This is a genomic window from Escherichia sp. E10V5 (genome assembly GCF_004212315.1).
GTDB lineage: Bacteria > Pseudomonadota > Gammaproteobacteria > Enterobacterales > Enterobacteriaceae > Escherichia.
The window spans coordinates 1-25,652 of record NZ_RHJM01000013.1; the positions used below are offsets into that span (position 1 = coordinate 1).

Annotated in this window: 24 protein-coding genes, 1 pseudogene and 1 riboswitch; of the genes and pseudogenes, 13 read left to right on the top strand and 12 right to left on the bottom strand. The window is 50.6% G+C overall.

Annotated elements, in window-relative coordinates:
• Nucleotides 1-195 precede the first annotated feature (195 nt).
• From parE to nudF, 5 genes are read right to left on the bottom strand one after another with little or no spacing between them, the layout of a single operon-like run.
• Nucleotides 196-2,088, bottom strand: coding sequence for a DNA topoisomerase IV subunit B (gene parE, locus D9738_RS10005; RefSeq protein WP_130210353.1), 1,893 nt, complete (start codon nt 2,086-2,088; stop codon nt 196-198).
• Nucleotides 2,089-2,116: 28 nt separating this feature from the next.
• Nucleotides 2,117-2,698 (bottom strand): esterase YqiA, encoded by a 582-nt coding sequence (gene yqiA, locus D9738_RS10010; protein ID WP_000105733.1) that lies wholly within the window; start codon nt 2,696-2,698, stop codon nt 2,117-2,119.
• Nucleotides 2,698-3,525: a 3',5'-cyclic-AMP phosphodiesterase gene (gene cpdA, locus D9738_RS10015; protein ID WP_130218206.1), complete on the bottom strand. Its 828-nt coding sequence runs from the start codon at nt 3,523-3,525 to the stop codon at nt 2,698-2,700. Before cpdA ends, yqiA begins: the two co-directional genes overlap by 1 nt.
• Before the next feature lie 24 nt (nt 3,526-3,549).
• Nucleotides 3,550-3,972, bottom strand: a complete 423-nt coding sequence (locus D9738_RS10020) for a DUF1249 family protein (RefSeq protein WP_000833390.1) — start codon at nt 3,970-3,972, stop codon at nt 3,550-3,552.
• A complete protein-coding gene (gene nudF, locus D9738_RS10025) occupies nt 3,973-4,602 on the bottom strand; it encodes an ADP-ribose diphosphatase (RefSeq protein WP_021564655.1) in 630 nt (209 codons plus the stop codon).
• 204 nt (nt 4,603-4,806) lie between these two features.
• On the opposite strand from nudF, the gene tolC reads away from it, so the two are divergent.
• The 6 genes and pseudogenes from tolC (at nt 4,807) to dsbI (ending at nt 11,916) form a co-directional block, all read left to right on the top strand.
• On the top strand, nt 4,807-6,288 hold the full coding sequence (gene tolC / locus D9738_RS10030) for an outer membrane channel protein TolC (protein WP_130210361.1): 1,482 nt from the start codon (nt 4,807-4,809) through the stop codon (nt 6,286-6,288).
• A gap of 147 nt (nt 6,289-6,435) precedes the next feature.
• A complete protein-coding gene (locus D9738_RS10035; protein WP_000831534.1) occupies nt 6,436-7,107 on the top strand; it encodes a DUF1190 family protein in 672 nt (223 codons plus the stop codon).
• A 5-nt stretch (nt 7,108-7,112) separates the two neighbouring features.
• A complete protein-coding gene (locus D9738_RS10040) occupies nt 7,113-8,273 on the top strand; it encodes a glutathionylspermidine synthase family protein (protein WP_130260128.1) in 1,161 nt (386 codons plus the stop codon).
• A 482-nt stretch (nt 8,274-8,755) separates the two neighbouring features.
• Nucleotides 8,756-10,544 (top strand): annotated as a pseudogene (locus D9738_RS10045) (aryl-sulfate sulfotransferase).
• 17 nt (nt 10,545-10,561) lie between these two features.
• Nucleotides 10,562-11,230 (top strand): thiol:disulfide interchange protein DsbA/DsbL, encoded by a 669-nt coding sequence (locus tag D9738_RS10050; RefSeq protein ID WP_000040018.1) that lies wholly within the window; start codon nt 10,562-10,564, stop codon nt 11,228-11,230.
• A 14-nt stretch (nt 11,231-11,244) separates the two neighbouring features.
• Nucleotides 11,245-11,916, top strand: coding sequence for a protein-disulfide oxidoreductase DsbI (gene dsbI, locus D9738_RS10055; protein ID WP_130218214.1), 672 nt, complete (start codon nt 11,245-11,247; stop codon nt 11,914-11,916).
• 47 nt (nt 11,917-11,963) lie between these two features.
• Here dsbI and ygiD read toward each other — a convergent pair whose 3' ends face one another.
• Nucleotides 11,964-12,752 carry a 4,5-DOPA dioxygenase extradiol gene (gene ygiD / locus D9738_RS10060; protein ID WP_167850490.1) on the bottom strand — a complete coding sequence of 263 codons (789 nt, stop codon included), beginning with the start codon at nt 12,750-12,752 and terminating at the stop codon, nt 11,964-11,966.
• A 142-nt stretch (nt 12,753-12,894) separates the two neighbouring features.
• Between ygiD and zupT the strand changes: the two genes are divergently transcribed.
• Nucleotides 12,895-13,668 carry a zinc transporter ZupT gene (zupT, locus tag D9738_RS10065; protein ID WP_130260130.1) on the top strand — a complete coding sequence of 258 codons (774 nt, stop codon included), beginning with the start codon at nt 12,895-12,897 and terminating at the stop codon, nt 13,666-13,668.
• A gap of 55 nt (nt 13,669-13,723) precedes the next feature.
• Here zupT and yqiD read toward each other — a convergent pair whose 3' ends face one another.
• Nucleotides 13,724-13,894, bottom strand: coding sequence for a protein YqiD (gene yqiD, locus D9738_RS24745; RefSeq protein ID WP_165382779.1), 171 nt, complete (start codon nt 13,892-13,894; stop codon nt 13,724-13,726).
• Nucleotides 13,895-14,157: 263 nt separating this feature from the next.
• Nucleotides 14,158-14,811 carry a 3,4-dihydroxy-2-butanone-4-phosphate synthase gene (ribB, locus tag D9738_RS10070; protein WP_113305203.1) on the bottom strand — a complete coding sequence of 218 codons (654 nt, stop codon included), beginning with the start codon at nt 14,809-14,811 and terminating at the stop codon, nt 14,158-14,160.
• A gap of 103 nt (nt 14,812-14,914) precedes the next feature.
• Nucleotides 14,915-15,063: riboswitch (FMN riboswitch) on the bottom strand.
• Between the two features lie 121 nt (nt 15,064-15,184).
• On the opposite strand from ribB, the gene ubiK reads away from it, so the two are divergent.
• The gene (gene ubiK / locus D9738_RS10075) at nt 15,185-15,484 is read left to right on the top strand and encodes a ubiquinone biosynthesis accessory factor UbiK (protein WP_064529620.1); all 300 of its coding nucleotides are present in this window, start codon (nt 15,185-15,187) and stop codon (nt 15,482-15,484) included.
• A 34-nt stretch (nt 15,485-15,518) separates the two neighbouring features.
• Here the strand turns inward: ubiK and glgS are convergent, their stop codons facing one another.
• Entirely contained in the window at nt 15,519-15,719 is a 201-nt protein-coding gene (gene glgS / locus D9738_RS10080; RefSeq protein ID WP_130210460.1) for a cell surface composition regulator GlgS, read from the bottom strand.
• 266 nt (nt 15,720-15,985) lie between these two features.
• Here glgS and D9738_RS10085 point away from each other — a divergent pair, with 266 nt between their 5' ends.
• From D9738_RS10085 to D9738_RS10100, 4 genes are all read left to right on the top strand, one after another.
• Nucleotides 15,986-16,615, top strand: coding sequence for an OB-fold-containig protein (locus D9738_RS10085; RefSeq protein WP_130260131.1), 630 nt, complete (start codon nt 15,986-15,988; stop codon nt 16,613-16,615).
• A gap of 26 nt (nt 16,616-16,641) precedes the next feature.
• Nucleotides 16,642-18,303, top strand: a complete 1,662-nt coding sequence (locus D9738_RS10090) for a flotillin family protein (protein ID WP_130218218.1) — start codon at nt 16,642-16,644, stop codon at nt 18,301-18,303.
• A 238-nt stretch (nt 18,304-18,541) separates the two neighbouring features.
• Nucleotides 18,542-18,601 carry a type I toxin-antitoxin system Ibs family toxin gene (locus D9738_RS10095; protein WP_001387081.1) on the top strand — a complete coding sequence of 20 codons (60 nt, stop codon included), beginning with the start codon at nt 18,542-18,544 and terminating at the stop codon, nt 18,599-18,601.
• Between the two features lie 316 nt (nt 18,602-18,917).
• Nucleotides 18,918-18,977, top strand: coding sequence for a type I toxin-antitoxin system Ibs family toxin (locus tag D9738_RS10100; protein WP_104917541.1), 60 nt, complete (start codon nt 18,918-18,920; stop codon nt 18,975-18,977).
• Nucleotides 18,978-19,096: 119 nt separating this feature from the next.
• Here D9738_RS10100 and hldE read toward each other — a convergent pair whose 3' ends face one another.
• From hldE to ygiF, 3 genes are read right to left on the bottom strand one after another with little or no spacing between them, the layout of a single operon-like run.
• Nucleotides 19,097-20,530, bottom strand: coding sequence for a bifunctional D-glycero-beta-D-manno-heptose-7-phosphate kinase/D-glycero-beta-D-manno-heptose 1-phosphate adenylyltransferase HldE (gene hldE, locus D9738_RS10105; protein ID WP_130210454.1), 1,434 nt, complete (start codon nt 20,528-20,530; stop codon nt 19,097-19,099).
• Nucleotides 20,531-20,577: 47 nt separating this feature from the next.
• Nucleotides 20,578-23,418, bottom strand: a complete 2,841-nt coding sequence (gene glnE / locus D9738_RS10110) for a bifunctional [glutamate--ammonia ligase]-adenylyl-L-tyrosine phosphorylase/[glutamate--ammonia-ligase] adenylyltransferase (protein WP_130260132.1) — start codon at nt 23,416-23,418, stop codon at nt 20,578-20,580.
• Nucleotides 23,419-23,440: 22 nt separating this feature from the next.
• On the bottom strand, nt 23,441-24,742 hold the full coding sequence (gene ygiF / locus D9738_RS10115; RefSeq protein ID WP_130260133.1) for an inorganic triphosphatase: 1,302 nt from the start codon (nt 24,740-24,742) through the stop codon (nt 23,441-23,443).
• Between the two features lie 243 nt (nt 24,743-24,985).
• On the opposite strand from ygiF, the gene D9738_RS10120 reads away from it, so the two are divergent.
• Complete coding sequence (locus tag D9738_RS10120) at nt 24,986-25,606, top strand: TIGR04211 family SH3 domain-containing protein (protein WP_130210468.1); 621 nt, start codon at nt 24,986-24,988, stop codon at nt 25,604-25,606.
• Nucleotides 25,607-25,652: the final 46 nt, after the last annotated feature.

The window sequence follows — 25,652 nt, forward strand, 5'->3', positions numbered from 1 at the left end:
CGACCTGCTCAACGACGGCTATTTTAAAGGATAGAGGATAATCACGTTGGGTGCGTTTGAACTCTGTCATCATCACGTTCTCCGGATTTAAGTCAGGAACGTGTCAACGCTATTCAGGACGGGTCATTTTGATAAAAAAAGCCCGGTATACGCGTGTATACCGGGCTATGTTTTATTCTCCTGACGGGAAGATTATCAGACCTCAATCTCCGCCATGTCACCTTTCTCTTGCAACCAGTTACGGCGGTCTTCCGAGCGTTTCTTCGCCAGCAGCATGTCCATCATCGCGTCGGTACGCTGATCGTCTTCATCGTCGATGGTCAACTGCACCAGACGGCGAGTGTTCGGGTCGAGCGTGGTTTCACGTAGTTGCAGCGGGTTCATTTCACCCAGACCTTTAAAACGCTGGACATTTGGCTTGCCTTTCTTGCGTTTTAATTGTTCGAGCACGCCCTCTTTCTCTTCTTCCGTCAAGGCGTAATAGACCTCTTTACCAAGGTCAATGCGGTAGAGCGGTGGTAGCGCTACATATACGTGACCATGTTTCACCAGCGTACGGAAGTGTTTTACAAACAAGGCGCAGAGCAACGTGGCAATGTGCAGACCATCGGAATCAGCATCCGCCAGGATACAGATCTTGCCATAACGCAGTTGGCTAAGATCGTCGCTGTCAGGATCGATACCGATCGCTACCGAAATATCGTGTACTTCCTGTGAGGCCAGCACTTCGTCGGAAGAAACTTCCCATGTGTTAAGGATCTTACCTTTCAGCGGCATGATCGCCTGATATTCACGATCGCGCGCCTGCTTGGCGGATCCGCCTGCAGAGTCCCCTTCCACAAGGAACAGTTCGGTACGGTTAAGATCCTGCGCGGTACAGTCTGCCAGTTTGCCAGGCAGTGCCGGGCCGCTGGTCAGCTTTTTACGCACCACTTTTTTGGCCGCACGCATACGGCGCTGTGCGCTGGAAATCGCCATCTCCGCCAGCAGTTCAGCCGCCTGAACGTTCTGGTTCAGCCACAAGGTGAAGGCATCTTTCACCACGCCCGAAACGAATGCCGCACACTGACGCGAAGAGAGACGCTCTTTGGTCTGCCCGGCAAACTGCGGATCCTGCATTTTTACTGACAGCACATAGGCGCAGCGATCCCAGATATCTTCCGCCGACAGCTTCACGCCGCGCGGCAGAATGTTGCGGTATTCGCAAAACTCACGCATCGCGTCCAGCAGCCCCTGACGCAGACCGTTAACGTGCGTACCGCCCTGCATCGTTGGGATCAGGTTGACGTAACTTTCGGTCAGCAGTTCGCCACCTTCAGGAAGCCACAATAGCGCCCAGTCCACCGCTTCGGTATCGCCAGAAAAATTACCGATAAACGGTTTTTCCGGCAGCGTCGGCAGGCCGTTTACCGCTTCCGCCAGGTAATCATTCAGACCGTCCTGGTAGCACCAGCGTTGTTCGGTGTTGTTGATCTCATCTTTAAAAGTGATCTCAACGCCCGGGCACAGTACCGCTTTGGCTTTCAGCACATGTGTAAGACGGGAAACAGAGAAGCGCGGGCTGTCAAAGAAAGTTTCATCCGGCCAGAAGTGCACGCTGGTGCCTGTGTTGCGTTTACCGCAAGTACCAACAACCTGCAAATCCTGCACCTTTTCGCCATTTTCAAAGGCGATGTTATAAATCTGACCATCGCGGCGCACGTTAACTTCTACGCGCTTCGACAGGGCGTTAACCACCGAAATCCCCACGCCGTGCAGACCGCCAGAGAACTGGTAGTTTTTGTTAGAAAATTTACCGCCCGCGTGCAAACGGCAAAGAATCAGTTCTACCGCCGGAACACCTTCTTCCGGGTGAATATCCACCGGCATTCCACGGCCATCGTCAATCACTTCCAGCGACTGGTCAGCATGTAAAATAACGTCCACGCGTTTTGCGTGACCGGCCAGTGCTTCATCCACACTGTTATCAATGACTTCTTGCCCCAAATGGTTAGGGCGAGTGGTATCGGTATACATCCCCGGACGGCGGCGAACCGGCTCAAGCCCGGTGAGTACCTCAATGGCATCAGCGTTATAAGTTTGCGTCATGGTTTAAGTTAGTAATTCGAGTTGATCGTCAGAGATGGTGCAGACCAAGAAAATCGACGATCGGGTTGAAATAATCTTCGAAGCCCGTGAATGCGTGGTTGCCGCCTTCTATAACAGTCTGGCGGCAGGAAGCGTAGTACGCCACCGCCTGGCGGTAATCCAGCACTTCATCTCCCGTCTGTTGCAGCAGCCAGATCAAATCCGGCGCTTCCAGCGGGTCAATCTGCATGACTTTAAGATCGTAAATATGGCGAGACTCTAGCACATATTGCTGCCCGGTGTAGGGGTTCTCGTTCTGACCGAGATAGTCAGTAAGCAGTTCAAACGGGCGCACCGCCGGGTTTACCACCACTGCGGGCAGCATAAAACATTGCGACAACCAGGTGGCGTAATATCCCCCCAGTGACGAACCGACAATACCCAGCGAATCGCCGCCATGTTCCAGGACAATGGATTCCAGCAGTTCTGCCGCATCGGAAGGATACGGCGGTAACTGCGGAATAATCATCTCAACGTCAGGGTGATGTTCCGCCAGCCAGTTTTTCAACAAGCTCGCTTTCGCAGAACGCGGCGAACTATTGAAACCGTGTAAATAAAGAAGCGTCGACATCAGTAACCTTCTGAAGCGGTATCTGGTTGGAAACGGGAGTCTGCCAGGCGGTGTACTTCTGTGGTCAGCGTACCATCGGCATGGAGTTCCAGCGTACGCCAACCGGGCGCGATAGTGTCCAGCGTGAAGTTGGAACAGTGCGGCTTAAACTGCACGCAGGTCGATGGCGTTGCCAGCAGGCGACGACCATTCCAGTCGAGATCCAGTTCCTGATGGATATGGCCGCATAACAGATATTTGACGTGCGGAAACTTCACCAGCACGTTATCCAGTTCACCCGCGTTACGCAGACTGTGTTGGTCAAGCCAGCTACAGCCCGCAGGCAACGGATGATGATGCAGCAAAAGCAAGGTATGGCGCTCTGGCGCATCAGCCAGTTTACGTTCCAGCCACTCGAGTTGAAACTCGCTTAGCTCACCGTGCGGTACGCCAAACACCTGGCTGTCCAGCAACAGGATTTGCCACTGTTCACCGATAAACACGCGTTTCGCTGAAGATATACCCGCGTCCTGTAGCGCGCTGTACATCGCAGGCTGGAAATCATGGTTGCCCGGCAGCCAGACGCAGGGCGCACGAAAACTTGCGATGCCTTCAGCGAAGTGCTGATAGGCCGCAGCCGTTTGATCCTGCGCTAAATCACCTGTCGCGACAATCAGGTCGAATTCGTGCTGGTGTGGGCGAATCGCCTCCAGCACCGCCTGGTAACTTTCCCAGGTGTTCACCCCTAACAGGGCTTCGTGCTTTTGCGCAAACAGGTGAGTATCGGTAATTTGTAAAATCCTGACTCTGGACTCACCAGCCAGAGGAAGGGTTAACAGGCTTTCCAAATGGTGTCCTTAGGTTTCACGACGCTAATAAACCGGAATCGCCATCGCTCCATGTGCTAAACAGTATCGCAACCAGTCCGCTAAAAACTGATTAATTTGATGCTTTTCGTCGCGTTGATGCAACTTTTTATTAGGATAATCATACCGCGCTTTGAAGCGAAAAATCTGCTGACTTGAACACACTTCAGCCACCATCGCGTCATGATACAGACGCACAGTCATCGACGGAAGGCTCCAGTAACTGATCGCTGGCGCAATCTGTTCAATAGTCACCAGGGTAGTGTATCGGGTCGATTCCACAATCGTTAGCCGATATTGTGCGTTTGCCACCTGATAGCTTACAGTTTCACCGGGTGCGTCATTGCGCGGTAACAAACGGCGCAATTGTGAAAAGTTCATCTCGCACAGGCGCATCATTTCAGGAAAGTCAGGTGTGTAACGCTTCATTTATGCCCACTCATTTTTTAACGCTTGATGATGCAGTTGCAGCCATTGCAAAGCGATGACCGACGCTGCGTTGTCGATTTTCCCCTCTTCTACCCATTGGTATGCCTGTTCCCGACTTACCACATGAACGCGAATATCTTCGTTTTCATCAGCCAGACCGTGAATGCCGCTTGCGGTCGTGGCGTCCACTTCGCCCACCATAATTGACGAACGCTCGCTGGTGCCGCCCGGGCTTGCCAGGAAACTTAACACCGGTTTGGTCCGTTTCACTTTTAGTCCCGCCTCTTCAATCGCTTCGCGACGGGCAACATCTTCCACACTCTCACCTTCTTCAATCATCCCGGCAACCATTTCCAGTAACCAGGGCGTTTCGCTGGTGTCATACGCGGCAATTCGTATCTGCTCAATCAGTACAACTTCATCGCGCACTGGGTCAAAGGGTAGCAAGACTGCGGCGTGACCGCGTTCAAAAATTTCCCGCCGGACCTCATGACTCATTTGCCCGTTGAATAAACGATGACGAAATCTATAAAGATCTAATGAAAAAAAGCCGCGATAAAGTGTTTCTCGTGCAATAATTTCTACATCGTTTTTGCCAAATGTAACGGGCAGGTTGTCTGGCTTAAGCATGGCTAATGTCCTGGCACTAATAGTGAATAAAATGTGAATTTCAGAGACGTTTGACTGCCGTTTGAGCAGTCATGTGTTAAATTGAGGCACATTAACGCCCTATGGCACGTAACGCCAACCTTTTGCGGTAGCGGCTTCTGCTAGAATCCGCAATAATTTTACAGTTTGATCGCGCTAAATACTGCTTCACCACAAGGAATGCAAATGAAGAAATTGCTCCCCATTCTTATCGGCCTGAGCCTTTCTGGGTTCAGTTCGTTGAGCCAGGCCGAGAACCTGATGCAAGTTTATCAGCAAGCACGCCTTAGTAACCCGGAATTGCGTAAGTCTGCCGCCGATCGTGATGCTGCCTTTGAAAAAATTAATGAAGCTCGCAGTCCATTACTGCCACAGCTAGGTTTAGGTGCAGATTACACCTACAGCAACGGCTACCGCGACGCGAACGGCATCAACTCTAACGCAACCAGTGCGTCCCTGCAGTTGACCCAGTCCATTTTCGATATGTCGAAATGGCGCGCACTGACCTTGCAGGAAAAAGCTGCCGGTATTCAGGACGTCACTTACCAGACCGATCAACAAACTTTGATCCTCAACACCGCGACCGCTTATTTCAACGTGTTGAATGCCATTGACGTGCTTTCTTATACTCAGGCACAAAAAGAGGCAATCTACCGTCAGTTAGATCAAACCACCCAACGCTTTAACGTGGGCCTGGTGGCGATCACCGACGTGCAGAACGCCCGCGCACAGTACGATACCGTGCTGGCGAACGAAGTGACCGCACGTAACAACCTCGACAACGCCGTTGAGCAGCTGCGTCAGATCACCGGTAACTACTATCCGGAACTGGCGGCGCTGAATGTCGAAAACTTCAAGACCGACAAGCCACAGCCGGTTAACGCGCTGCTGAAAGAAGCCGAAAAACGCAACCTGTCGCTGTTACAGGCACGTTTGAGCCAGGATCTGGCGCGCGAGCAAATTCGCCAGGCGCAGGACGGTCACTTACCGACTCTGGATTTGACGGCCTCTACCGGAATTTCTGACACCTCTTACAGCGGTTCAAAAACCCGTGGTGCGACAGGTACCCAATATGACGACAGCAATATGGGTCAGAACAAAGTGGGCCTAAGCTTCTCGCTGCCGATTTATCAGGGCGGAATGGTTAACTCGCAGGTGAAACAGGCACAGTACAACTTTGTCGGTGCCAGCGAGCAACTGGAAAGCGCCCATCGTAGCGTCGTGCAGACCGTGCGTTCCTCCTTCAACAACATTAATGCATCTATTAGTAGCATTAACGCCTACAAACAAGCCGTGGTTTCCGCCCAAAGCTCTTTAGACGCGATGGAAGCGGGCTACTCGGTCGGTACGCGTACTATTGTTGACGTGTTGGATGCGACCACTACGCTGTACAACGCCAAGCAAGAACTGGCGAATGCGCGTTATAACTACCTGATTAACCAGCTGAATATTAAATCAGCTCTGGGTACGCTGAACGAGCAGGATCTGCTGGCACTGAACAATGCGCTAAGCAAACCGGTTTCCACTAACCCGGAAAACGTCGCGCCGCAAACGCCAGAACAGAATGCTATTGCTGATGGTTATGCACCTGATAGCCCGGCTCCAGCCGTTCAGCAAGCATCCGCACGCACTAACACCAGTAACGGTCATAACCCTTTCCGTAACTGATGACGACGACGGGGCTTCGGCCCCGTCTGAACGTAAGGCAACGTAAAGATACGGGTTATCTGCCGCATTCTTCCCCCTTCTCGCTTCAATTTCGACCAGCCATCCTCTATTCTGATGGGTATTTACCACTGGTCCTGGAAGACAAAAATGAAACGGACAAAATCCATACGCCACGCATCGTTCCGCAAAAACTGGAGCGCACGCCACCTGACACCTGTCGCTCTCGCTGTTGCTACTGTTTTTATGCTGGCAGGCTGTGAAAAGAGTGATGAAACAGTGTCTCTCTATCAAAATGCTGACGACTGTTCAGCTGCAAACCCAGGCAAAAGCGCCGAATGTACCACCGCGTACAACAATGCGCTGAAAGAAGCAGAACGTACTGCGCCGAAATACGCCACTCGTGAAGACTGTATTGCCGAATTTGGTGAAGGTCAGTGCCAGCAGGCACCAGCCCAGGCTGGCATGGCACCTGAAAACCAGGCGCAGGCCCAGCAATCCAGCGGGAGTTTCTGGATGCCGCTGATGGCCGGCTACATGATGGGACGTCTGATGGGCGGCGGCGCGGGATTTGCACAGCAGCCGCTGTTCTCCTCGAAAAACCCAGCCAGCCCGGCTTATGGTAAATATACCGACGCGACTGGTAAAAACTATGGCGCAGCCCAGCCAGGCCGCACCATGACCGTACCGAAGACGGCAATGGCACCAAAACCGGCGACCACCACTACCGTTACCCGTGGCGGTTTTGGTGAATCTGTTGCCAAACAAAGCACTATGCAGCGTAGCGCAACCGGCACCTCTTCTCGTTCAATGGGTGGCTGATACCGATGGAAAGAGTCAGTATTACCGAGCGCCCAGACTGGCGTGAAAAAGCCCACGAATACGGTTTCAATTTTCACACCATGTACGGCGAGCCGTACTGGTGTGAAGATGCTTACTACAAGTTGACCCTCGCCCAGGTTGAAAAGCTGGAAGAAGTCACCGCCGAACTGCACCAGATGTGTTTGAAAGTGGTGGAAAAAGTGATCTCCAGCGATGAGCTGATGACCAAATTCCGCATTCCAAAGCACACGTGGAGTTTTGTGCGTCAGTCATGGTTGACGCACCAGCCGTCGCTTTATTCACGCCTTGATCTAGCGTGGGATGGCACTGGCGAACCTAAACTTCTGGAAAATAACGCTGATACGCCCACGTCACTGTATGAAGCAGCATTCTTTCAGTGGATCTGGCTGGAAGAGCAGCTTAACGCGGGCAACCTGCCGGAAGGCAGCGACCAGTTTAACAGTCTGCAAGAAAAGCTGATCGATCGCTTTGTCGAGCTGCGTGAACAGTATGGCTTCCAGTTGCTGCATCTCACCTGCTGTCGTGACACGGTGGAAGATCGTGGCACCATCCAGTATTTGCAGGACTGCGCGACGGAAGCTGAAATCGCTACCGAGTTCCTGTACATCGACGATATTGGTTTAGGCGAAAAAGGTCAGTTCACGGATTTGCAGGATCAGGTGATTGCTAACCTGTTCAAGCTTTATCCATGGGAATTTATGCTGCGCGAGATGTTCTCCACCAAGCTGGAAGATGCTGGCGTACGCTGGCTGGAACCGGCGTGGAAGAGCATTATCTCCAACAAAGCGCTTCTGCCGCTACTGTGGGAGATGTTCCCGAATCATCCGAACCTGTTGCCCGCTTATTTTGCGGAAGATGATTATCCAGAAATGGAAAAATATGTGGTTAAGCCAATCTTCTCGCGTGAAGGCGCAAACGTGTCGATTATCGAGAATGGCAAAACCATTGAAGCAGCAGAAGGTCCGTATGGCGAAGAAGGCATGATTGTTCAGCAATTCCATCCGTTACCAAAATTTGGCGACAGTTATATGCTGATTGGTAGCTGGCTGGTGAACGATCAACCCGCCGGAATTGGCATTCGTGAAGACCGTGCGTTGATCACCCAGGATATGTCTCGGTTTTATCCACATATTTTTGTTGAATAACACTGCTTAATATTGCCCCGATAATCGGGGCAACTTTTCATAATCCATCATTTATAATCTCCATCAATATATAAATCCATACATCTCCAACTTTTATTTAACATTAATAACCAATTTAATGTTAAATCGTCATATGTAAGTGGTATTGCAATTAAAGTAAGTAAATAAATCACCGCATAACACATTGATATATATTGAATATTTTATATTTACATCTTCATATTTTAATTTAATAATTAAAAAACAATGTCGCAGAGATCACACTACGCAATATTGAACATTGTTATTGATATATCGCCACCCTACTATCCATTAAAAATAAATAGTTGTTTCAACAAATAACAACATATTCAAAAGCAGCAAAACATTCTCATATTTTATTAGAGTTACATTATTCATTCACAAAACAAATTTATTAGTACCATCTCAACAGTCGATATTCATCATTATTATATATTTGCGTTATATAAGGAGATATATCCATGTTTGATAAATATAGAAAAACACTAGTAGCCGGCATTAGCCCTGGGGTTGTCTGCAACTAGCGTAATGGCGGCGGGTTTTAAACCTGCACCACCTGCCGGGCAACTCGGTGCAATCATTGTCGATCCCTACGGCAATGCACCACTGACCGCTCTGGTTGACTTAGATAGCCACGTCATTTCTGACGTCAAAGTTACCGTCCACGGGAAGGGCGAAAAAGGCGTTGAAATCAGCTATTCCGTGGGCCAGGAGTCACTAAAAACTTACGATGGTGTACCGATTTTTGGTCTTTATCAGAAATTTGCCAACAAAGTGACCGTTGAGTGGAAAGAAAACGGCAAGGCCATGAAAGATGATTACGTGGTGCAAACTTCAGCCATCGTCAACAATTACATGGATAACCGTTCCATCTCTGATCTACAGCAGACCAAAGTCGTTAAAGTCGCACCTGGTTTTGAAGATCGCCTCTATCTGGTTAATACCCACACCTTTACTGCACAAGGTTCCGATCTCCACTGGCACGGTGAGAAAGATAAAAATGCAGGGATCCTCGATGCAGGTCCGGCCACCGGCGCACTGCCCTTTGATATCGCGCCCTTTACTTTCATTGTCGATACCGAAGGTGAATACCGCTGGTGGCTGGATCAAGACACCTTCTACGATGGCCGTGACCGTAATATCAACAAACGTGGTTATCTGATGGGTATCCGCGAAACACCACGCGGCACCTTTACCGCAGTACAAGGCCAGCACTGGTACGAGTTCGACATGATGGGTCAGGTGCTGGAAGATCATAAACTGCCGCGCGGATTCGCTGACGCCACTCATGAATCCATTGAGACGCCTAATGGTACGGTACTGTTGCGCGTAGGTAAAAGTAACTACCGTCGTGATGACGGCGTACACGTCACCACCATTCGTGACCATATCCTCGAAGTCGATAAATCTGGTCGCGTTGTCGATGTATGGGATCTGACGAAGATCCTCGATCCGAAACGTGATGCTCTGCTCGGTGCACTGGATGCAGGCGCAGTTTGCGTCAACGTTGACCTTGCTCACGCCGGACAGCAGGCAAAACTGGAGCCAGATACACCGTTTGGCGACGCGCTGGGTGTAGGACCAGGTCGTAACTGGGCGCACGTCAACTCCATCGCCTATGACGCGAAAGATGACTCAATTATCCTCTCTTCTCGTCACCAGGGCGTTGTGAAAATTGGTCGTGATAAACAAGTGAAATGGATCCTTGCCCCCTCGAAAGGCTGGGAAAAACCATTGGCCAGCAAATTGCTGAAACCCGTTGATGCTAACGGTAAGCCGATCACCTGTAACGAAAATGGCCTGTGTGAAAACTCAGACTTCGACTTTACCTATACCCAGCATACCGCATGGATCTCCAGCAAAGGTACACTCACTATCTTTGATAACGGCGACGGCCGCCATCTGGAACAACCTGCCTTACCAACCATGAAATATTCCCGTTTTGTGGAATATAAGATTGATGAGAAGAAAGGTACCGTTCAGCAAGTTTGGGAATACGGTAAAGAACGTGGTTACGATTTCTATAGCCCAATCACCTCCATTATCGAATACCAGGCTGACCGTGACACCATGTTCGGCTTCGGCGGCTCCATTCATCTGTTTGACGTCGGTCAGCCGACCGTCGGCAAGTTGAACGAGATCGACTACAAAACCAAAGAAGTGAAAGTGGAAATCGACGTGATGTCTGATAAACCCAACCAGACTCACTACCGTGCGCTGTTAGTCCGTCCAAAACAGATGTTTAAATAATCAAGAAGGGAATAAAAATGTCGAAATTAGGGATCTCATCACTGTTTAAAAGCGTACTGCTTACTGCGGCTCTGGCGGTTTCATTTACTGCTTCTGCATTTACCGAAGGCACGGATTATATGGTACTGGAAAAACCGATTCCGAATGCCGACAAAACGCTGATTAAGGTATTCAGCTACGCCTGCCCGTTCTGTTACAAGTACGACAAAGCGGTTACCGGTCCGGTATCGGAAAAAGTGAAAGATGTCGTTGCTTTCACGCCGTTCCATCTGGAAACCAAAGGCGAATACGGTAAACAGGCGAGCGAAGTCTTTGCTGTCTTGATCAATAAAGATAAAGCAGCAGGTATTTCCTTATTTGATGCTAACTCTCAGTTTAAGAAAGCCAAGTTTGCCTACTACGCGGCTTATCACGACAAAAAAGAACGCTGGTCTGACGGTAAAGATCCCGCTGCCTTTATCAAAACGGGTCTGGATGCTGCTGGTATGAGCCAGGCGGATTTTGAAGCTGCACTGAAAGAGCCAGCGGTACAAGAAACACTGGAAAAATGGAAAGCCTCTTATGAAGTCGCCAAAATCCAGGGGGTTCCGGCTTACGTCGTTAATGGTAAGTACTTGATCTACACCAAGAGCATCAAATCCATCGACGCGATGGCAGACCTTATCCGTGAGTTAGCAAGCAAATAACAGGGAAACAGGCTATGGGTATTAAGGGAATGTGGAAAGACCTTCGCACATCACCAGTCGACACACTGGTCAGATGGCAGGAGCAACGCTTTTTGTGGTTGTTAATGGCCGTTGCGATGGGCGCGTTAATTATCCTGGCGCACTCTTTCTTCCAGATCTATCTCTACATGGCCCCCTGTGAGCAATGTGTATACATTCGCTATGCCATGTTTGTGATGGTTATTGGAGGATTGGTTGCGGCGATCAACCCGAAGAACATCATCCTTAAGCTGATTGGCTGCGTGATGGCATTTTACGGCAGCATCATGGGGCTGAAGTTTTCATTCAAACTGAACGATATCCACCATGCGGTGCATAACCCGGATCCCGATTCACTGTTTGGCGTTCAGGGTTGCTCTACCGATCCAACTTTCCCATTTAACCTGCCGCTGGCACAGTGGGCACCAAACTGGTTCAAACCTACCGGGGATTGCGGCTATGATGCGCCAATCGTTCCCGATGGCGTCACACTGAGCAGTATGCAGCAGTGGTTTGTGGCGATGTATCAGCAATCTGAAGGCTGGTATCTGCTACCGCCGTGGCACTTTATGAACATGGCTCAGGCCTGTATGTTGGCTTTTGGTCTTTGCTTATTGCTGCTATTAGTGATGAGCGGCGCATGGGGACTCAAGCTGCTGAGAAAGTAAGGTAATGCAAACCGAAGCCAGAAAGTGGCTTCGGTTTTCTTCATCTATTAACCTACCTGCACCGACAACATACTTAAACTGCCCATTTCTATACCATCGACCGGAATGGTAATTGGCTCCTGCCCATCCCATGCACCTAAAACATACAATAGCGGCAGGTAATGCTCCGGTGTTGGATTCGATAACGCGCCACCTTCATGGTCGAGATAATTCACCAGAGGATGCTGCTCCACCGGTCCTTGCCACGTCAGATTCGCTTTCACATACTCATTAAACGACGTCGCCCACGGATAGGGGGAACTATCGCCATGCCATTTCACCGTGCGCAGGTTATGCACCACGTTACCGCTGGCGACCAACATTATTCCTTCATCTCGCAGTGCTGCCAGTTTACGCCCCATCTCAAAGTGCCAGGTGGCGGGTTTGGTACTGTCGATACTCAACTGCACCATCGGGATATCCGCTTGCGGATACATCTTAATTAGTACGCCCCACGAGCCGTGGTCAAAGCCCCAGGCTTCTTTATCCAGTGTGACAGGCACTGGCGCTAACAACTCAACCAATCGCTTAGCCAAAGCCGGTGAGCCAGGAGCCGGATAATGGGTGTCGTACAGCGCCTGCGGAAAGCCGCCAAAGTCATGAATCGTTGGCGGCGTCTCCATCGCAGTCACTCCTGTACCACGGGTAAACCAGTGAGCCGAAACCACGACAATCGCTTGCGGGCGTGGCAATGTCATCCCCAACTTCTGCCAACTGCGGGTATACAAATTATCTTCCAGCACGTTCATCGGACTACCGTGACCTAAAAACAATGCTGGCATACGTGTTGAAGACATGATGATATCCTTAACTAAAGGTGTCATTTTGATATCCTCACAATACGCTCGTTCGGCGGAGTAAGAACCCGGATAACGATGATGATCATCATCAGTTATTTTGACGATCTGCCTGAAGGTGAAGATTTATAAGGAGTTGTCGATGTCAGTACCTCTCATTCTGACCATACTGGCGGGGGCAGCCACGTTTATTGGCGCGTTTCTCGGCGTTCTCGGGCAAAAACCCTCGAACCGACTGCTGGCATTTTCGCTAGGGTTTGCGGCGGGGATCATGTTGCTTATCTCATTGATGGAGATGCTCCCTGCCGCATTAGCCGCCGAAGGAATGTCCCCCGTTCTGGGCTACGGGATGTTTATTTTTGGTCTGCTGGGCTATTTTGGTCTGGACCGCATGTTGCCGCATGCGCATCCGCAGGATTTAATGCAAAAATCGGTGCAACCGTTGCCCAAATCGCTCAAGCGCACTGCTATTCTGCTCACTCTTGGAATCAGTCTGCATAACTTCCCGGAAGGGATTGCCACCTTTGTTACGGCAAGCAGTAACCTGGAGCTGGGCTTGGGCATCGCGCTGGCCGTGGCTTTGCACAATATTCCTGAAGGTCTGGCGGTTGCGGGGCCGGTTTACGCGGCAACGGGGTCGAAACGCACCGCAATTCTGTGGGCGGGGATTTCTGGGCTGGCGGAAATTCTCGGCGGCGTTCTGGCGTGGTTAATCCTTGGTAGCATGATTTCCCCGGTGGTCATGGCGGCAATCATGGCGGCGGTTGCAGGAATCATGGTGGCGCTCTCCGTGGACGAATTAATGCCGTTAGCCAAAGAGATTGATCCCAATAATAATCCCAGCTATGGCGTGCTGTGTGGGATGTCAGTAATGGGATTTAGTTTAGTGCTGTTACAAACGGCGGGAATTGGTTGAAAACAACTTCAGATGTTGTCCAGCATGGACAACATCTGCAGGCATCGCAGAAGCACTACTCCAGCTTTTCTGCTGTCTCTTCTCTCGCACTGTTTAAGTATTTGTTTCTCGCTTCAAGCAGTGCGTCTCTGTCCTGGCGAAACGCCCGGCAATAACGTTTCAAATGCAGGAAATACCCCACCACAACCAGCGCAATCAATACAATCCAGTACCAGGAGATAAACATCCTTTTTACCCTTAATATTTAACAATACCAAACATTTAGCGCATAAATTTCACATATCCATTTTCGGATATATTTATATGGTCGCATAATATCGGAACATTTATATGATTTTGATCATAATGAAAAAGGTTGTCTGATATTAGTGAAATTTACTCATAGATAAAGCGGTGAAATTTACATTCAGCAGGGTAAGGGCAAAATAAAACCGAAGCCTTCTACAGCTTCGGTTTCTTTGATTATCGCACCAGTTTTAGCAGTTATTTTCAGCTAGCTTTACGCTCATGCGCCTGACGGTATGCAACCAGATCCTCAATAGTGACCAGCGCCATATTGTGTTTGTTGGCAAACTCGATGCACTCTGGCGCGCGGGCCATGGTGCCATCGTCATTAGTCAGTTCACACAGCACACCTGCAGGTTTAAAGCCTGCCAGCGTCATCAGATCAATAGTCGCTTCGGTATGACCGCCACGAGTCAGTACACCACCCGCCTGTGCGCGCAATGGGAAAACGTGGCCAGGGCGATTCAAGTCTGAAGGTTTAGCACCATCAGCAATCGCAGCGCGAACAGTCGTGATACGGTCAGCGGCAGAAACACCGGTAGTCACACCTTCAGCAGCTTCAATGGTCACGGTAAAACCAGTGCCATAGGCGCTGGTATTATTTTCGACCATCATTGGCAGATCGAGTTGTTTACGGCGTTCTTCGGTTATGCACAAGCAAACAATACCGCTACCGTGGCGAATGGTCAGAGCCATCTGCTCAACGGTCATGGTTTCTGCCGGGAAGATCATATCGCCTTCGTTTTCACGGTCTTCATCATCAAGCACCATCACACCGCGTCCTTCACGCAGCGCAGCCAGTGCATTTTCAACACGTTCGAAAGGCGTACCAAAAGAGGAAAGTAGCGTCTGATTCATGGTAAAAAAACCTCACTAAAATTATGGTTACCAGAATCAGGGCAGTCTTAGGAGTGGCGGCATATAGCCAAAATAACGTGAGCGGGTCCATGCCCGACAGAATCGTTACTCTCTCCCATCCGGACTCTAACCGTCGGCCCCGGAATTACACCGGATCTGCTGTCCTTTGAGTTTGCACCCAAAGCGCTCGCGGGCTTTCAACTGAGTTGATTTACCGCCGGTGGGGAATTTCGCCCCGCCCTGAGAATAAGCGGATTCACTATAACGCTAATGATTAGCGGCAGCAACGCATAGGTTCACATAATTCTGGTTTATGACTTACCCTTATCGCACTACAATGGCACCAAACACCTATCAGTACAGGGAAACTACAATGATTGACCCGAAAAAAATTGAGCAAATTGCTCGCCAGGTTCACGAATCAATGCCTAAAGGAATCAGGGAGTTCGGGGAAGATGTGGAGAAAAAAATCCGCCAAACCCTACAAGCACAGCTGACTCGCCTCGATTTGGTAAGCCGCGAAGAATTTGATGTGCAGACGCAGGTCCTGTTACGGACTCGTGAGAAACTGGCGTTACTGGAGCAGCGCATCAGTGAACTGGAAGCTCGTAGTAATCCGGCAGCAGAAGTTCAATCTCCTCCCGCCATCCCGCCAGTTGATAAAGCAGAATAAAGCACCACAAAAACGGGCCTGACGGCCCGTAATCTCAATGTTCTAGTTCCAGTTCTCTTGACTGTGTCATTTGCTGGCAATACCAGGCATAACGAGCGCAAAACCAGGTTCTGTGTTCTTCATCCATATTACCAGTGACGGCCAGAATATCGACCGGTCGACCTTCAGCATTCATTCTGGCAAAACTACGCGCCAGGAAATCGAAATTATTTAAAGAATTAAGACCATGATCCATAAGCACATCCTCCGGTTATCGCATACCTTTTAAGGCCATATGCTTTTTCTGATTTCAGTATTCCTTAATCAGTGTAGTGCCTTTAAACATAACGTGCGTAAATATATTGTTTTGGATCACACTTTTTATTGAAAATAATTACAACGTTAAAAGACTTTCCCTTTTAAAATTTCACTAACGTATGTTATTATTAGCAAAGATAAATGTAAGAAAGGAAATCATACCATAGTAAACAATGCGTCACTGAATGGACGATGGAGTGACTGATGATTTTATTTGCCGACTATAACACACCTTATCTTTTCGCTATTTCCTTTGTACTTTTGATCGGCCTGTTAGAAATTATTGCTATTGTCTGCGGTCACATGCTCTCCGGTGCTCTTGATGCACATCTTGATCATTACGATTCCATAAGCACAGGTAATATTAGTCAGGCACTTCATTATCTTAATATTGGAAGGCTACCAGCCCTCGTCATCCTCTGCCTGTTGGCTGGTTTTTTTGGCCTTATCGGCATCGTTCTACAGCATGCCTGCGTGACGGTCTGGAAAGCTCCACTCTCAAACCTGTTGGTGGTTCCTGTTTGTTTACTGCTCACTGTTATTACAGTGCATTATATCGGCAAGGCGATCGTCCCCTGGATTCCTCGCGATCATAGTTCTGCTATTACAGAAGAAGAATATATTGGCTGCATGGCATTAATTACCGGTCATCAGGCAATATCAGGCAGACCCTGTGAAGGAAAACTTACCGATCAATTTGGTCAAATACACTATTTATTACTGGAACCTGAAGAAGGAAAAAACTTCACCAAAGGTGACAAGGTATTGATTATTTGCCGACTTTCTGCAACACGATATTTAGCAGAAAAAAATCCCTGGCCAAATATATTGTAAATATTTAAACAAAAGGAAATTTAATAATGGATGATATCGTTAACTTAGTACCGTCATGGATGTTTATGGCGATTGTTGCCGTATGTGTTCTGTTTATTATCGGTATTATTTTCGCGCGACTTTATCGTCGGGCATCTGCCGAGCAGGCATTTGTTCGTACCGGGTTAGGCGGGCAAAAAGTGGTAATGAGCGGCGGCGCAATCGTAATGCCGATCTTCCACGAAATCATTCCTATCAATATGAATACGCTTAAGCTGGAAGTCAGCCGTTCTACTATTGATAGCCTGATTACGAAAGATCGTATGCGTGTTGATGTTGTAGTGGCTTTCTTTGTACGGGTAAAACCGTCAGTAGAAGGCATCGCCACTGCGGCCCAGACGTTGGGGCAACGCACGCTATCACCAGAAGATTTACGTATGCTGGTCGAGGATAAATTCGTCGATGCCCTACGCGCCACCGCTGCGCAAATGACCATGCATGAGTTACAGGATACCCGCGAGAACTTCGTGCAGGGTGTACAAAATACCGTGGCAGAAGACTTGTCGAAAAACGGACTGGAACTGGAAAGTGTTTCACTCACCAACTTTAACCAGACTTCGAAAGAGCATTTTAACCCGAACAACGCTTTTGACGCCGAAGGTTTGACCAAACTAACCCAGGAGACGGAACGCCGTCGTCGCGAGCGTAACGAAGTTGAACAGGATGTAGAAGTTGCAGTGCGTGAGAAAAATCGAGACGCTCTTTCGCGGAAGCTGGAGATTGAACAGCAAGAAGCGTTTATGACGCTTGAGCAGGAGCAGCAGGTTAAAACCCGTACCGCTGAGCAGAATGCGAAAATTGCGGCTTTTGAAGCTGAACGTCGTCGTGAAGCAGAGCAGACGCGAATTCTGGCTGAACGACAGATTCAGGAAACGGAAATCGACCGCGAACAGGCCGTCCGCTCAAGAAAGGTTGAGGCTGAACGTGAAGTTCGCATTAAAGAGATCGAACAGCAGCAGGTTACCGAAATCGCCAACCAGACGAAATCGATCGCTATTGCGGCAAAATCAGAACAACAATCACAGGCAGAAGCGCGTGCCAACCTCGCACTTGCAGAAGCGGTAAGTGCGCAACAAAACGTAGAAACCACTCGCCAGACAGCCGAAGCCGATCGTGCCAAGCAAGTGGCGCTGATTGCCGCAGCGCAAGACGCAGAAACCAAAGCGGTCGAACTGACCGTCCGAGCAAAAGCAGAGAAAGAAGCCGCAGAGATGCAGGCGGCAGCGATCGTTGAGTTAGCCGAAGCTACGCGTAAAAAAGGTCTGGCGGAAGCAGAAGCGCAACGTGCGCTGAACGATGCAATCAACGTGCTTTCTGATGAACAAACCAGCCTTAAATTCAAACTGGCGCTATTACAGTCGTTACCTGCGGTAATAGAGAAATCCGTTGAACCGATGAAGTCTATCGACGGCATCAAGATTATTCAGGTCGATGGATTGAACCGTGGTGGCGCTGCGGGGGATGCGGCATCAGGCAGCGTTGGTGGCGGAAATCTGGCGGAACAGGCATTGTCTGCCGCCCTTTCTTACCGCACACAGGCACCGCTGATTGACTCCTTGCTCAATGAAATTGGCGTTTCAGGCGGCTCGCTGGCGGCATTGACTTCACCCTTAACCTCAACAACTCCCGTCGCAGAAAACGTAGAATAAATTTTCATCTATGAACATCCCTGGCCCAAAAAGCCGGGGGTTTTTTATATCTGCGTTCCGCTAAAAAGTGCGAATGATCAGTTTGTTACAACGTTTTGCGAGTCGACTCGGGGAAGAGAAATCTGTATCAGGGAAAGCGTTGCGCGGGGTCCGGCGCTAATCAACAATCGGGGAGTCAGCAAGGGGCTGAAACGGGAAAGCCCCTCCCGAGGAAGGGGCCTTACAGAAGGAAAGGGTTATGATGAAGCTTGTCATCATACTGATTGTGTTGTTACTCGTAAGTTTCGCAGCTTATTAACAGCCAATCAGAGGGGGGAGAAATCCTCCCTCACCCTTGTTCCTTTACTCTAGGTTGAAAAAACAACAGCGTCAAGAAGGTTTCATTAACACACATCCCTGGCCCAAAAAGCCGGGGATTTTTTATATCTGCATTCCGCTAAAAAGTGCAAATGATCAGGTTGTTACAGCGTTTTGCGAGTCGACTCGGGGAAGAGAAATCTGTATCAGGGAAAGCGTTGCGCGGGGTCAGGCGCTAATCAACAATCGGGGAGTCAGCAAGGGGCTGAAACGGGAAAGCCCCTCCCGAGGAAGGGGCCATACAGAAGGAAAGGGTTATGATGAAGCTCGTCATCATACTGATTGTGTTGTTACTGATAAGTTTCCACGCTTACTAACAGCCAATCAGAGGGGGGAGAAATCCTCCCTCACCCTTGTTCCTTTACTTTAGGTTGAAAAAACAACAGCGTCAATAGGTCTACCTGGCACGAAGCGAGATCTGTGAACCGCTTTCCGGTTAGCCTTTTTTATCCTGTTGGATCTTCTTGATGATGTTGGTCGTCGAGCAACCGTCTTCAAAGTTGAGCACCAGCACTTCGCCGCCGTTGGCCCAGACTTCTTTACTCCCGGCAATCTCTTCTGGTTTATAGTCGCCTCCTTTTACCAGCAGATCTGGCAGGATCCCGGCGATCAGGCGCTGCGGCGTGTCCTCTTCAAACGACACCACCCAGTCGACCGCTTCCAGTGCGCCCAGCACAATCATACGCTGTTCGAGCGGGTTAACCGGGCGAGAATCCCCTTTCAGGCGTTTGGTGGAAGCATCGCTGTTCACGGCGACAATCAAGCGGTCACCCAGCTTGCGGGCATTTGCCAGATAAGAGACATGCCCGGCGTGGAGAATGTCGAAGACGCCATTGGTCATCACCACTTTTTCACCGCGTTTACGTGCCGCCGCTACGGCCAGCTTCAGTTCCTCTTCGGTCATCACGCCAAAACCAGTGTCTGCACGTCCACGTACTGCGTTTTCCAGCTCGATCGGCGAAACCGTGGATGTCCCCAGTTTGCCGACTACCACACCAGCTGCCGCATTGGCAAAGAAGCAGGCTTCTTCCAGCGAATTACCAGCCGCCAGCGTTGCCGCAAGCACGCCAATCACCGTGTCGCCTGCACCGGTAACGTCATAGACTTCTTGCGCCTGAGTTGGCATATGCAGCGGCTCTTTACCCGGTTGCAGCAGCGTCATCCCCTGCTCGGAACGGGTTACCAGCAGCGCAGAGAGTTCGTAGTCGGCAATCAGTTTCATGCCGCGTTCAACAATCTCTTCTTCGGTTTTACATTTACCAACAACAGCTTCAAATTCCGAGAGATTAGGCGTTAAAAGCGTAGCGCCGCGGTAGCGTTCAAAATCGGTGCCTTTTGGATCAATCAACACCGGAACGCCCGCTTTACGCGCCAGTTGGATCATCTGCTGTACGCTTGCCAACGCACCTTTCGCATAATCAGAAAGCACCAGCGCGCCAATCGTACCGAGAGCCTGATTAATCCGCTCATGCAGCGGCTGCGGATCAACACCTTCGAAACCTTCTTCGAAATCCAGGCGGATCAACTGTTGGTTACGAGAAAGCACCCGCAGTTTGGTGATGGTCGGATGCGTCGGCACAGAAACGAAGTCGCATTTTACGTTCACGTCCGCCAGCGATTTACTGAGCGCGCGCGCCGCATCATCAATACCTGTCAGTCCCACCAGGCGTGCGTTTGCACCGAGAGAAGCGATGTTCATCGCCACGTTGGCCGCGCCGCCCGGACGTTCTTCGATGGTATTCACTTTAACCACGGGTACTGGCGCTTCCGGCGAGATACGGCTGGTGGGACCGTACCAGTAACGATCCAGCATTACATCACCAACCACCATCACTCCTGCACGTTCAAACTCTGGCAGCGTTACTTTCATTCCTGTCTCCTGAGAGATTCAAAATTTGCGCGCGATAATACCATATTTCATTCCTCCACCAGCCACTTCTGCCAGCTTGCCCGCACCAGTTCACGCTCTGCGGTGAAGTAATCCTCCGACACATGGCCCGGCAACTCTTGTAATGCCAGATGATGAAGTTCATCGCGCAGCGTAGTGTAAGCACGGGTCAGCGCCATCGCTTCCTGCTCTTCCATAATGTCGTTTTGCGCCAGTAGTTCCAGAATGCGCACGTTGTCTGACCAGCGCGTTAACTTCGGTTTTTCATGGGCGTAGCGCAACACCAGATATTGGGTAATAAATTCGATATCGGTAATTCCGCCTTCATCGGCTTTGATATCAAAGCGATCGCGATGTTTATTGCCGAGATGGGCGCGCATTTTCTCGCGCATTTCCCGCACTTCTGTCTGTAAAGTTTTGCCTTCACGCGGCAGCGTCATAATCTCCCGGCGTACTGCGTCAAATTGAGCGGTCAATTGTGGATCACCATATACCACGCGAGCACGTACCAGCGCCTGATGTTCCCACGTCCAGGCCTCGTTTCTCTGATAATCGGCAAACGCTTCTGCGGAAGTCACCAGCATTCCCGCCGCCCCGGACGGGCGTAGCCGTGCATCCACTTCGTACAAAATACCGGAAGACGTGCGCGTGCTGAACAAGTGCATAATGCGTTGCGCCAGACGCAGGTAAAACTGCCGCCCGTCGATTTCCCGCTCGCCGTCCGTCATTACATCCATCGGGCAATCATGGAGGAAGATCAGGTCAAGATCGGAACTGTAGCCTAACTCCCAACCGCCCAGCTTACCGTAGCCAACCACCGCAAAGCCGCGACCTTCACGTTCGTTCAGGTGGGTCGGTTTTCCGTAACGGGCGACCATTTGAACCCATGCCTGCTGAACGACGGCATCTATCATGGCTTCTGCCAACCAGGTTAAGTGATCGCTCACTTTCATTACCGGTAACGTACCGGCAATATCCGCAGCGGCAATGCGTAACAGCTGCGCCTGTTTGAACTGACGCAGCGCCTCAAGCTGTTGTTCTTCGTCATCTTCTGGCACGCGCAGCAAATACTGGCGCAATTCGTCGCGATAGGCATCCGTCGCTGTCGGCTGGTAGAGGGTGTTCGGATCGAGCAGTTCATCCAGCAATAATGGATAGCGCGCCAGTTGACTGGCAATCATCGGCGATGCGGCACACAGAGAAATCAAATGCTTAAGCGCCGCGGGGAATTCACTGAGCAATTCTAAATAGGTGGTGCGGGTAACAATCCCCACCAGCAAGGCGGTGATGCGCGACAGCGTGACAGCAGCGTCTTCACGCGCACATACGTCACTTAACAAATGCGGCATGAGATGGTCGAGCACCTGACGTCCGCGCGGCCCGATAGTGCGCTTATCCAGCTCTTTGCGGAAATCGGCAATCAGCGTCAGCACCTGTTTGCGATCATCTTCTCTAAGATGCGCCAGCACTGGCGTGGTGTCATCTTCCTGCAATGCATCCTGCCACAGCTCACGCCACTGCTCTGACAGAGTCTCTTCCTGGGTTTCGCTTTCGTCGTCACCAATCAGATCGTTAAATACCCGACGCACATTAGCCATATGTCCGGCCAGCGCTCCGGTCAGTTGCTGCCAGTCAGCGAACTCCATCCCCCACGCCAGCCGCGCACGGTTAAGCTCATCTGCAGGAAGCGTCTGGGTTTGTTCGTCATTAATGCTTTGCAGCAGGTTTTCCAGGCGCCGCAGGAACAGATACGCCACTCGCAATTGTTCGGCATCATTCTCAGAAAGCAGATGCAGCGCGGCAATGGCGCTGAGCGTTGGCAGTAAAGAGCGCGATTGCAGCGACGGTTCGCGCCCGCCGCGAATAAGCTGGAACACCTGGACGATAAATTCAATTTCGCGAATACCGCCCGCGCCCAGTTTAATGTTGTCGGTCAAACCGCGGCGACGCACTTCACGGGCAATCATCCCTTTCATGTTGCGCAGAGACTGAATCACACTGAAATCGATGTAACGACGAAAAACAAACGGACGCAGCATCGAACGCAATTCGTTAGCATAAGCGCCGTCGCTATCGCCCATAATCCGCGCCTTGACCATCGCGTAACGCTCCCAGTCACGCCCCTGCTCCTGGTAATAATCTTCCAGCGCCGCAAAGCTCAGCACCAGCGGGCCACTTTCGCCAAACGGACGCAGCCGCATATCTACGCGATAGACAAAGCCATCTTGCGTTGGTTGATCCAGCACTTTAATCAACCGCTGCCCCATGCGGGTAAAGAACTGAGCGTTGTCCAGTTCCCGGCGTCCGCCCTGCGTACAACCATGTTCAGGCCAGGCAAAAATCAGATCGATATCTGAGGAGAAATTCAGTTCCCCTCCACCCAGCTTACCCATGCCTAAAATCAGCAGCGGTTGCGCTTCGCCCTGCGCATTGCACGGCGTTCCCCACTCGCGGCAGCATGCGTCATACAACCAGTCACGCGCCGCAACAATCAGCGTCTCCGCCAGATGGCTGAGCTGCTGCAATATGCTCTCTTCAGTAACCAGTGCCAGCGTTTGCGCCCAGGCGATACGTACCATAATGCGCCGCCGGAACAGCCGCAGTTCACGCATTAACCCAGCCTCGTCACTCACGTTACTGAGCGCCTCCTGTAACCACTCGCCGTAATACTGCCATTCATCGGCTTGTGGCGGCTCGCTTTCCAGCTCCATCAGCCACTCTGGATGCGCAATTACGCTATCCTGCAAAAAATCACTAAAAGTAAGTACTGACTTCGCCTGTGCGCTAAGTAATTCCTCGGCTAAAGGCGCTGGCAGCCGCTCAACAACGGTCTGCCAGTACTGCTGTAACGGTGAAGAGAGCGGCTTCATAAGCGATTTTATCCTTGCCTGATTAACGTTTTCCACTGTGCAACCAGAACGGTTCCTGATTGTTTGCCTCATTACGGAAATGTTCAATTTCGATGCGTTGCCCGGTCGCAATAGCGTGACGCAGCCCCTGCCAGTTCTCCAGCCAGGCTTGCGCGACGACAGGATCATAGTAACCCGCCAGCAACAGTATTGAGTCAATGTCACGTGTCAGGCGTGGCAACTGGTCACGGTAGCGATCGCCCAACGGCTGGCAAAAAACGCTTTTCAGTTCAGCGGCATGGCGGGAAAGATGGATATCGGCAAAGCGTTTGAAGGAATCGCTGATTTTGCCCTGTGCTTTGGCATCTAAAAACGGCTGCCAGGCTTTGCTTACCAGCCATTCGGTCAACGCCAGTTTCGCCATTGCCGTTTCGGTAGAATAGACCGCCGTCACGGCAGAAACCGCAGAAGCAATGGTCGCCTCGCATTGAGTCAGCAGATCACGTAAGTGAGTGCTCGCTTTACGCGGCACGATACCGCCGAACAGCATCAGAGTATGGCGAACCAGGCCGATTGCTGCCAGAACCTGCTCTTTCGCCGCCTCGTTGCCGCGTATCCACAACTCTTCATGGTACTGCCATTGTGCTAACGCCAGCTCGAGCGCCGCTTCCAGCCCCTGTTCCACATCGGCTTTTGCCGCAACATGCAAAATGGTGGTGGGTTTGATTTCACGCGCGGGATTTCCCTGCGCCAGATGATAGCCACGCGCCGCCTTGCTCAGGCTGCCCTGGCGTAAGCCAGTTTGCGATACCAGTTGGTTTGCCAGTTTCAGCACCGCGCGCGTTTCGCCGCTAAGTAGTTCCAGTTCCAGCTCGCAGATAGGTTCAGCAAATTCTCCGGCTTTCACCTCGCCCTGATCGAGGGCGATTTCAATCTGACTGCCATCGATCTCCACCAGCCATTTTTCGCGATAAAAATCGGTGCTGAACAGCGGTTGTACGCGGGAAGCGAGATCGGCAGGTAACACGCCGTTCGGCCAGACTTCCGTCGGAAATTGCGCCAGGTCGAGCGTCGGTTCGCTCAACGCCACATTATATTCCGGGCGCTGGTGTAAACCGCCAGTCACTCGCCCGGCGACTTTCATCGTCATTTCATAGCGACCATTTTCGCCACGAATACGCAAGCCCATATCGTGCCCACGCAGCCAGTTATCCGACGTTTCGTAGTAAATATTCAGCAACTGCACGGGGTCATGGTGCTCGCCGCCCAGCGTATTGAGATGGTCACGCAACGCCTCAACGGCACTGTGATTAACAATAAACTTTAATTCGATTTCCTGAGCCATGGCCTTTACTTATCCGGTTATGTCACATTAGTGACGATGAACGGCGAACTTAATGCGATCTTTTTTGTCAGTAGATAGTATTTTGCGCCAAATTGCCATGCAACGGGCAATTTGACGGGCGTAAAAGATTGAAGCTGTGGCAAGACCTGACACAGAGGATTCCGATTGATAGCGAATGCTTTGCGTAGCGACACTGATGCCACTACTATCGTTCCACTTTTCCCAGACAATAACGACAGCCTGATGCCAAAATTACGCCTGATCGGATTAACTATACTTGCACTTAGCGCCACTGCCGTCTCGCACGCCGAAGAAAAGCGCTATGTTTCTGACGAACTGAACACTTGGGTCCGCAGTGGTCCGGGGGATAATTATCGCCTCGTGGGCACAGTTAACGCGGGCGAGGAAGTAACCTTATTACAAACTGACGCCAACACCAATTATGCCCAGGTGAAAGACAGCTCCGGCCGTACCGCCTGGATCCCGTTAAAAGAACTTAATACCGAGCCAAGCCTGCGCACTCGTGTACCGGTGCTGGAAAATCAGGTCAAAACGCTGACCGATAAGCTCACCAATATTGATAACACCTGGAATCAGCGCACTGCTGAAATGCAGCAAAAAGTGGCGCAGAGCGACAGCGTGATCAACGGGTTAAAAGAAGAAAATCAGAAGCTGAAAAACGAACTGATTGTCGCTCAGAAAAAGGTCGATGCCGCCAGCGTGCAGTTAGATGACAAACAGCGCACCATCATCATGCAATGGTTTATGTATGGCGGCGGTGTACTGGGTCTTGGCTTGCTGCTCGGACTGGTATTACCGCACCTGATCCCAACGCGCAAACGCAAAGATCGCTGGATGAACTAAATCGCCTTCTTCGTTGCACTGTCTTATTATTAGGAATTGTGTATTT

Bases quoted from the DNA above. Each gene is read 5' to 3' on its own strand.
- yqiD (WP_165382779.1), bottom strand. From the start codon at position 13,894: ATGTTTATCTCCTGGTACTGGATTGTATTGATTGCGCTGGTTGTGGTG.
- tolC (WP_130210361.1), top strand. From the start codon at position 4,807: ATGAAGAAATTGCTCCCCATTCTTATCGGCCTGAGCCTTTCTGGGTTC.
- D9738_RS10085 (WP_130260131.1), top strand. From the start codon at position 15,986: ATGATTTTATTTGCCGACTATAACACACCTTATCTTTTCGCTATTTCC.
- parE (WP_130210353.1), bottom strand. From the start codon at position 2,088: ATGACGCAAACTTATAACGCTGATGCCATTGAGGTACTCACCGGGCTT.
- ubiK (WP_064529620.1), top strand. From the start codon at position 15,185: ATGATTGACCCGAAAAAAATTGAGCAAATTGCTCGCCAGGTTCACGAA.
- D9738_RS10120 (WP_130210468.1), top strand. From the start codon at position 24,986: ATGCCAAAATTACGCCTGATCGGATTAACTATACTTGCACTTAGCGCC.
- dsbI (WP_130218214.1), top strand. From the start codon at position 11,245: ATGGGTATTAAGGGAATGTGGAAAGACCTTCGCACATCACCAGTCGAC.
- nudF (WP_021564655.1), bottom strand. From the start codon at position 4,602: ATGCTTAAGCCAGACAACCTGCCCGTTACATTTGGCAAAAACGATGTA.
- ribB (WP_113305203.1), bottom strand. From the start codon at position 14,811: ATGAATCAGACGCTACTTTCCTCTTTTGGTACGCCTTTCGAACGTGTT.
- glnE (WP_130260132.1), bottom strand. From the start codon at position 23,418: ATGAAGCCGCTCTCTTCACCGTTACAGCAGTACTGGCAGACCGTTGTT.
- D9738_RS10040 (WP_130260128.1), top strand. From the start codon at position 7,113: ATGGAAAGAGTCAGTATTACCGAGCGCCCAGACTGGCGTGAAAAAGCC.
- hldE (WP_130210454.1), bottom strand. From the start codon at position 20,530: ATGAAAGTAACGCTGCCAGAGTTTGAACGTGCAGGAGTGATGGTGGTT.
- zupT (WP_130260130.1), top strand. From the start codon at position 12,895: ATGTCAGTACCTCTCATTCTGACCATACTGGCGGGGGCAGCCACGTTT.
- D9738_RS10035 (WP_000831534.1), top strand. From the start codon at position 6,436: ATGAAACGGACAAAATCCATACGCCACGCATCGTTCCGCAAAAACTGG.
- D9738_RS10090 (WP_130218218.1), top strand. From the start codon at position 16,642: ATGGATGATATCGTTAACTTAGTACCGTCATGGATGTTTATGGCGATT.
- ygiD (WP_167850490.1), bottom strand. From the start codon at position 12,752: ATGTCTTCAACACGTATGCCAGCATTGTTTTTAGGTCACGGTAGTCCG.
- yqiA (WP_000105733.1), bottom strand. From the start codon at position 2,698: ATGTCGACGCTTCTTTATTTACACGGTTTCAATAGTTCGCCGCGTTCT.
- D9738_RS10050 (WP_000040018.1), top strand. From the start codon at position 10,562: ATGTCGAAATTAGGGATCTCATCACTGTTTAAAAGCGTACTGCTTACT.
- ygiF (WP_130260133.1), bottom strand. From the start codon at position 24,742: ATGGCTCAGGAAATCGAATTAAAGTTTATTGTTAATCACAGTGCCGTT.
- D9738_RS10020 (WP_000833390.1), bottom strand. From the start codon at position 3,972: ATGAAGCGTTACACACCTGACTTTCCTGAAATGATGCGCCTGTGCGAG.
- glgS (WP_130210460.1), bottom strand. From the start codon at position 15,719: ATGGATCATGGTCTTAATTCTTTAAATAATTTCGATTTCCTGGCGCGT.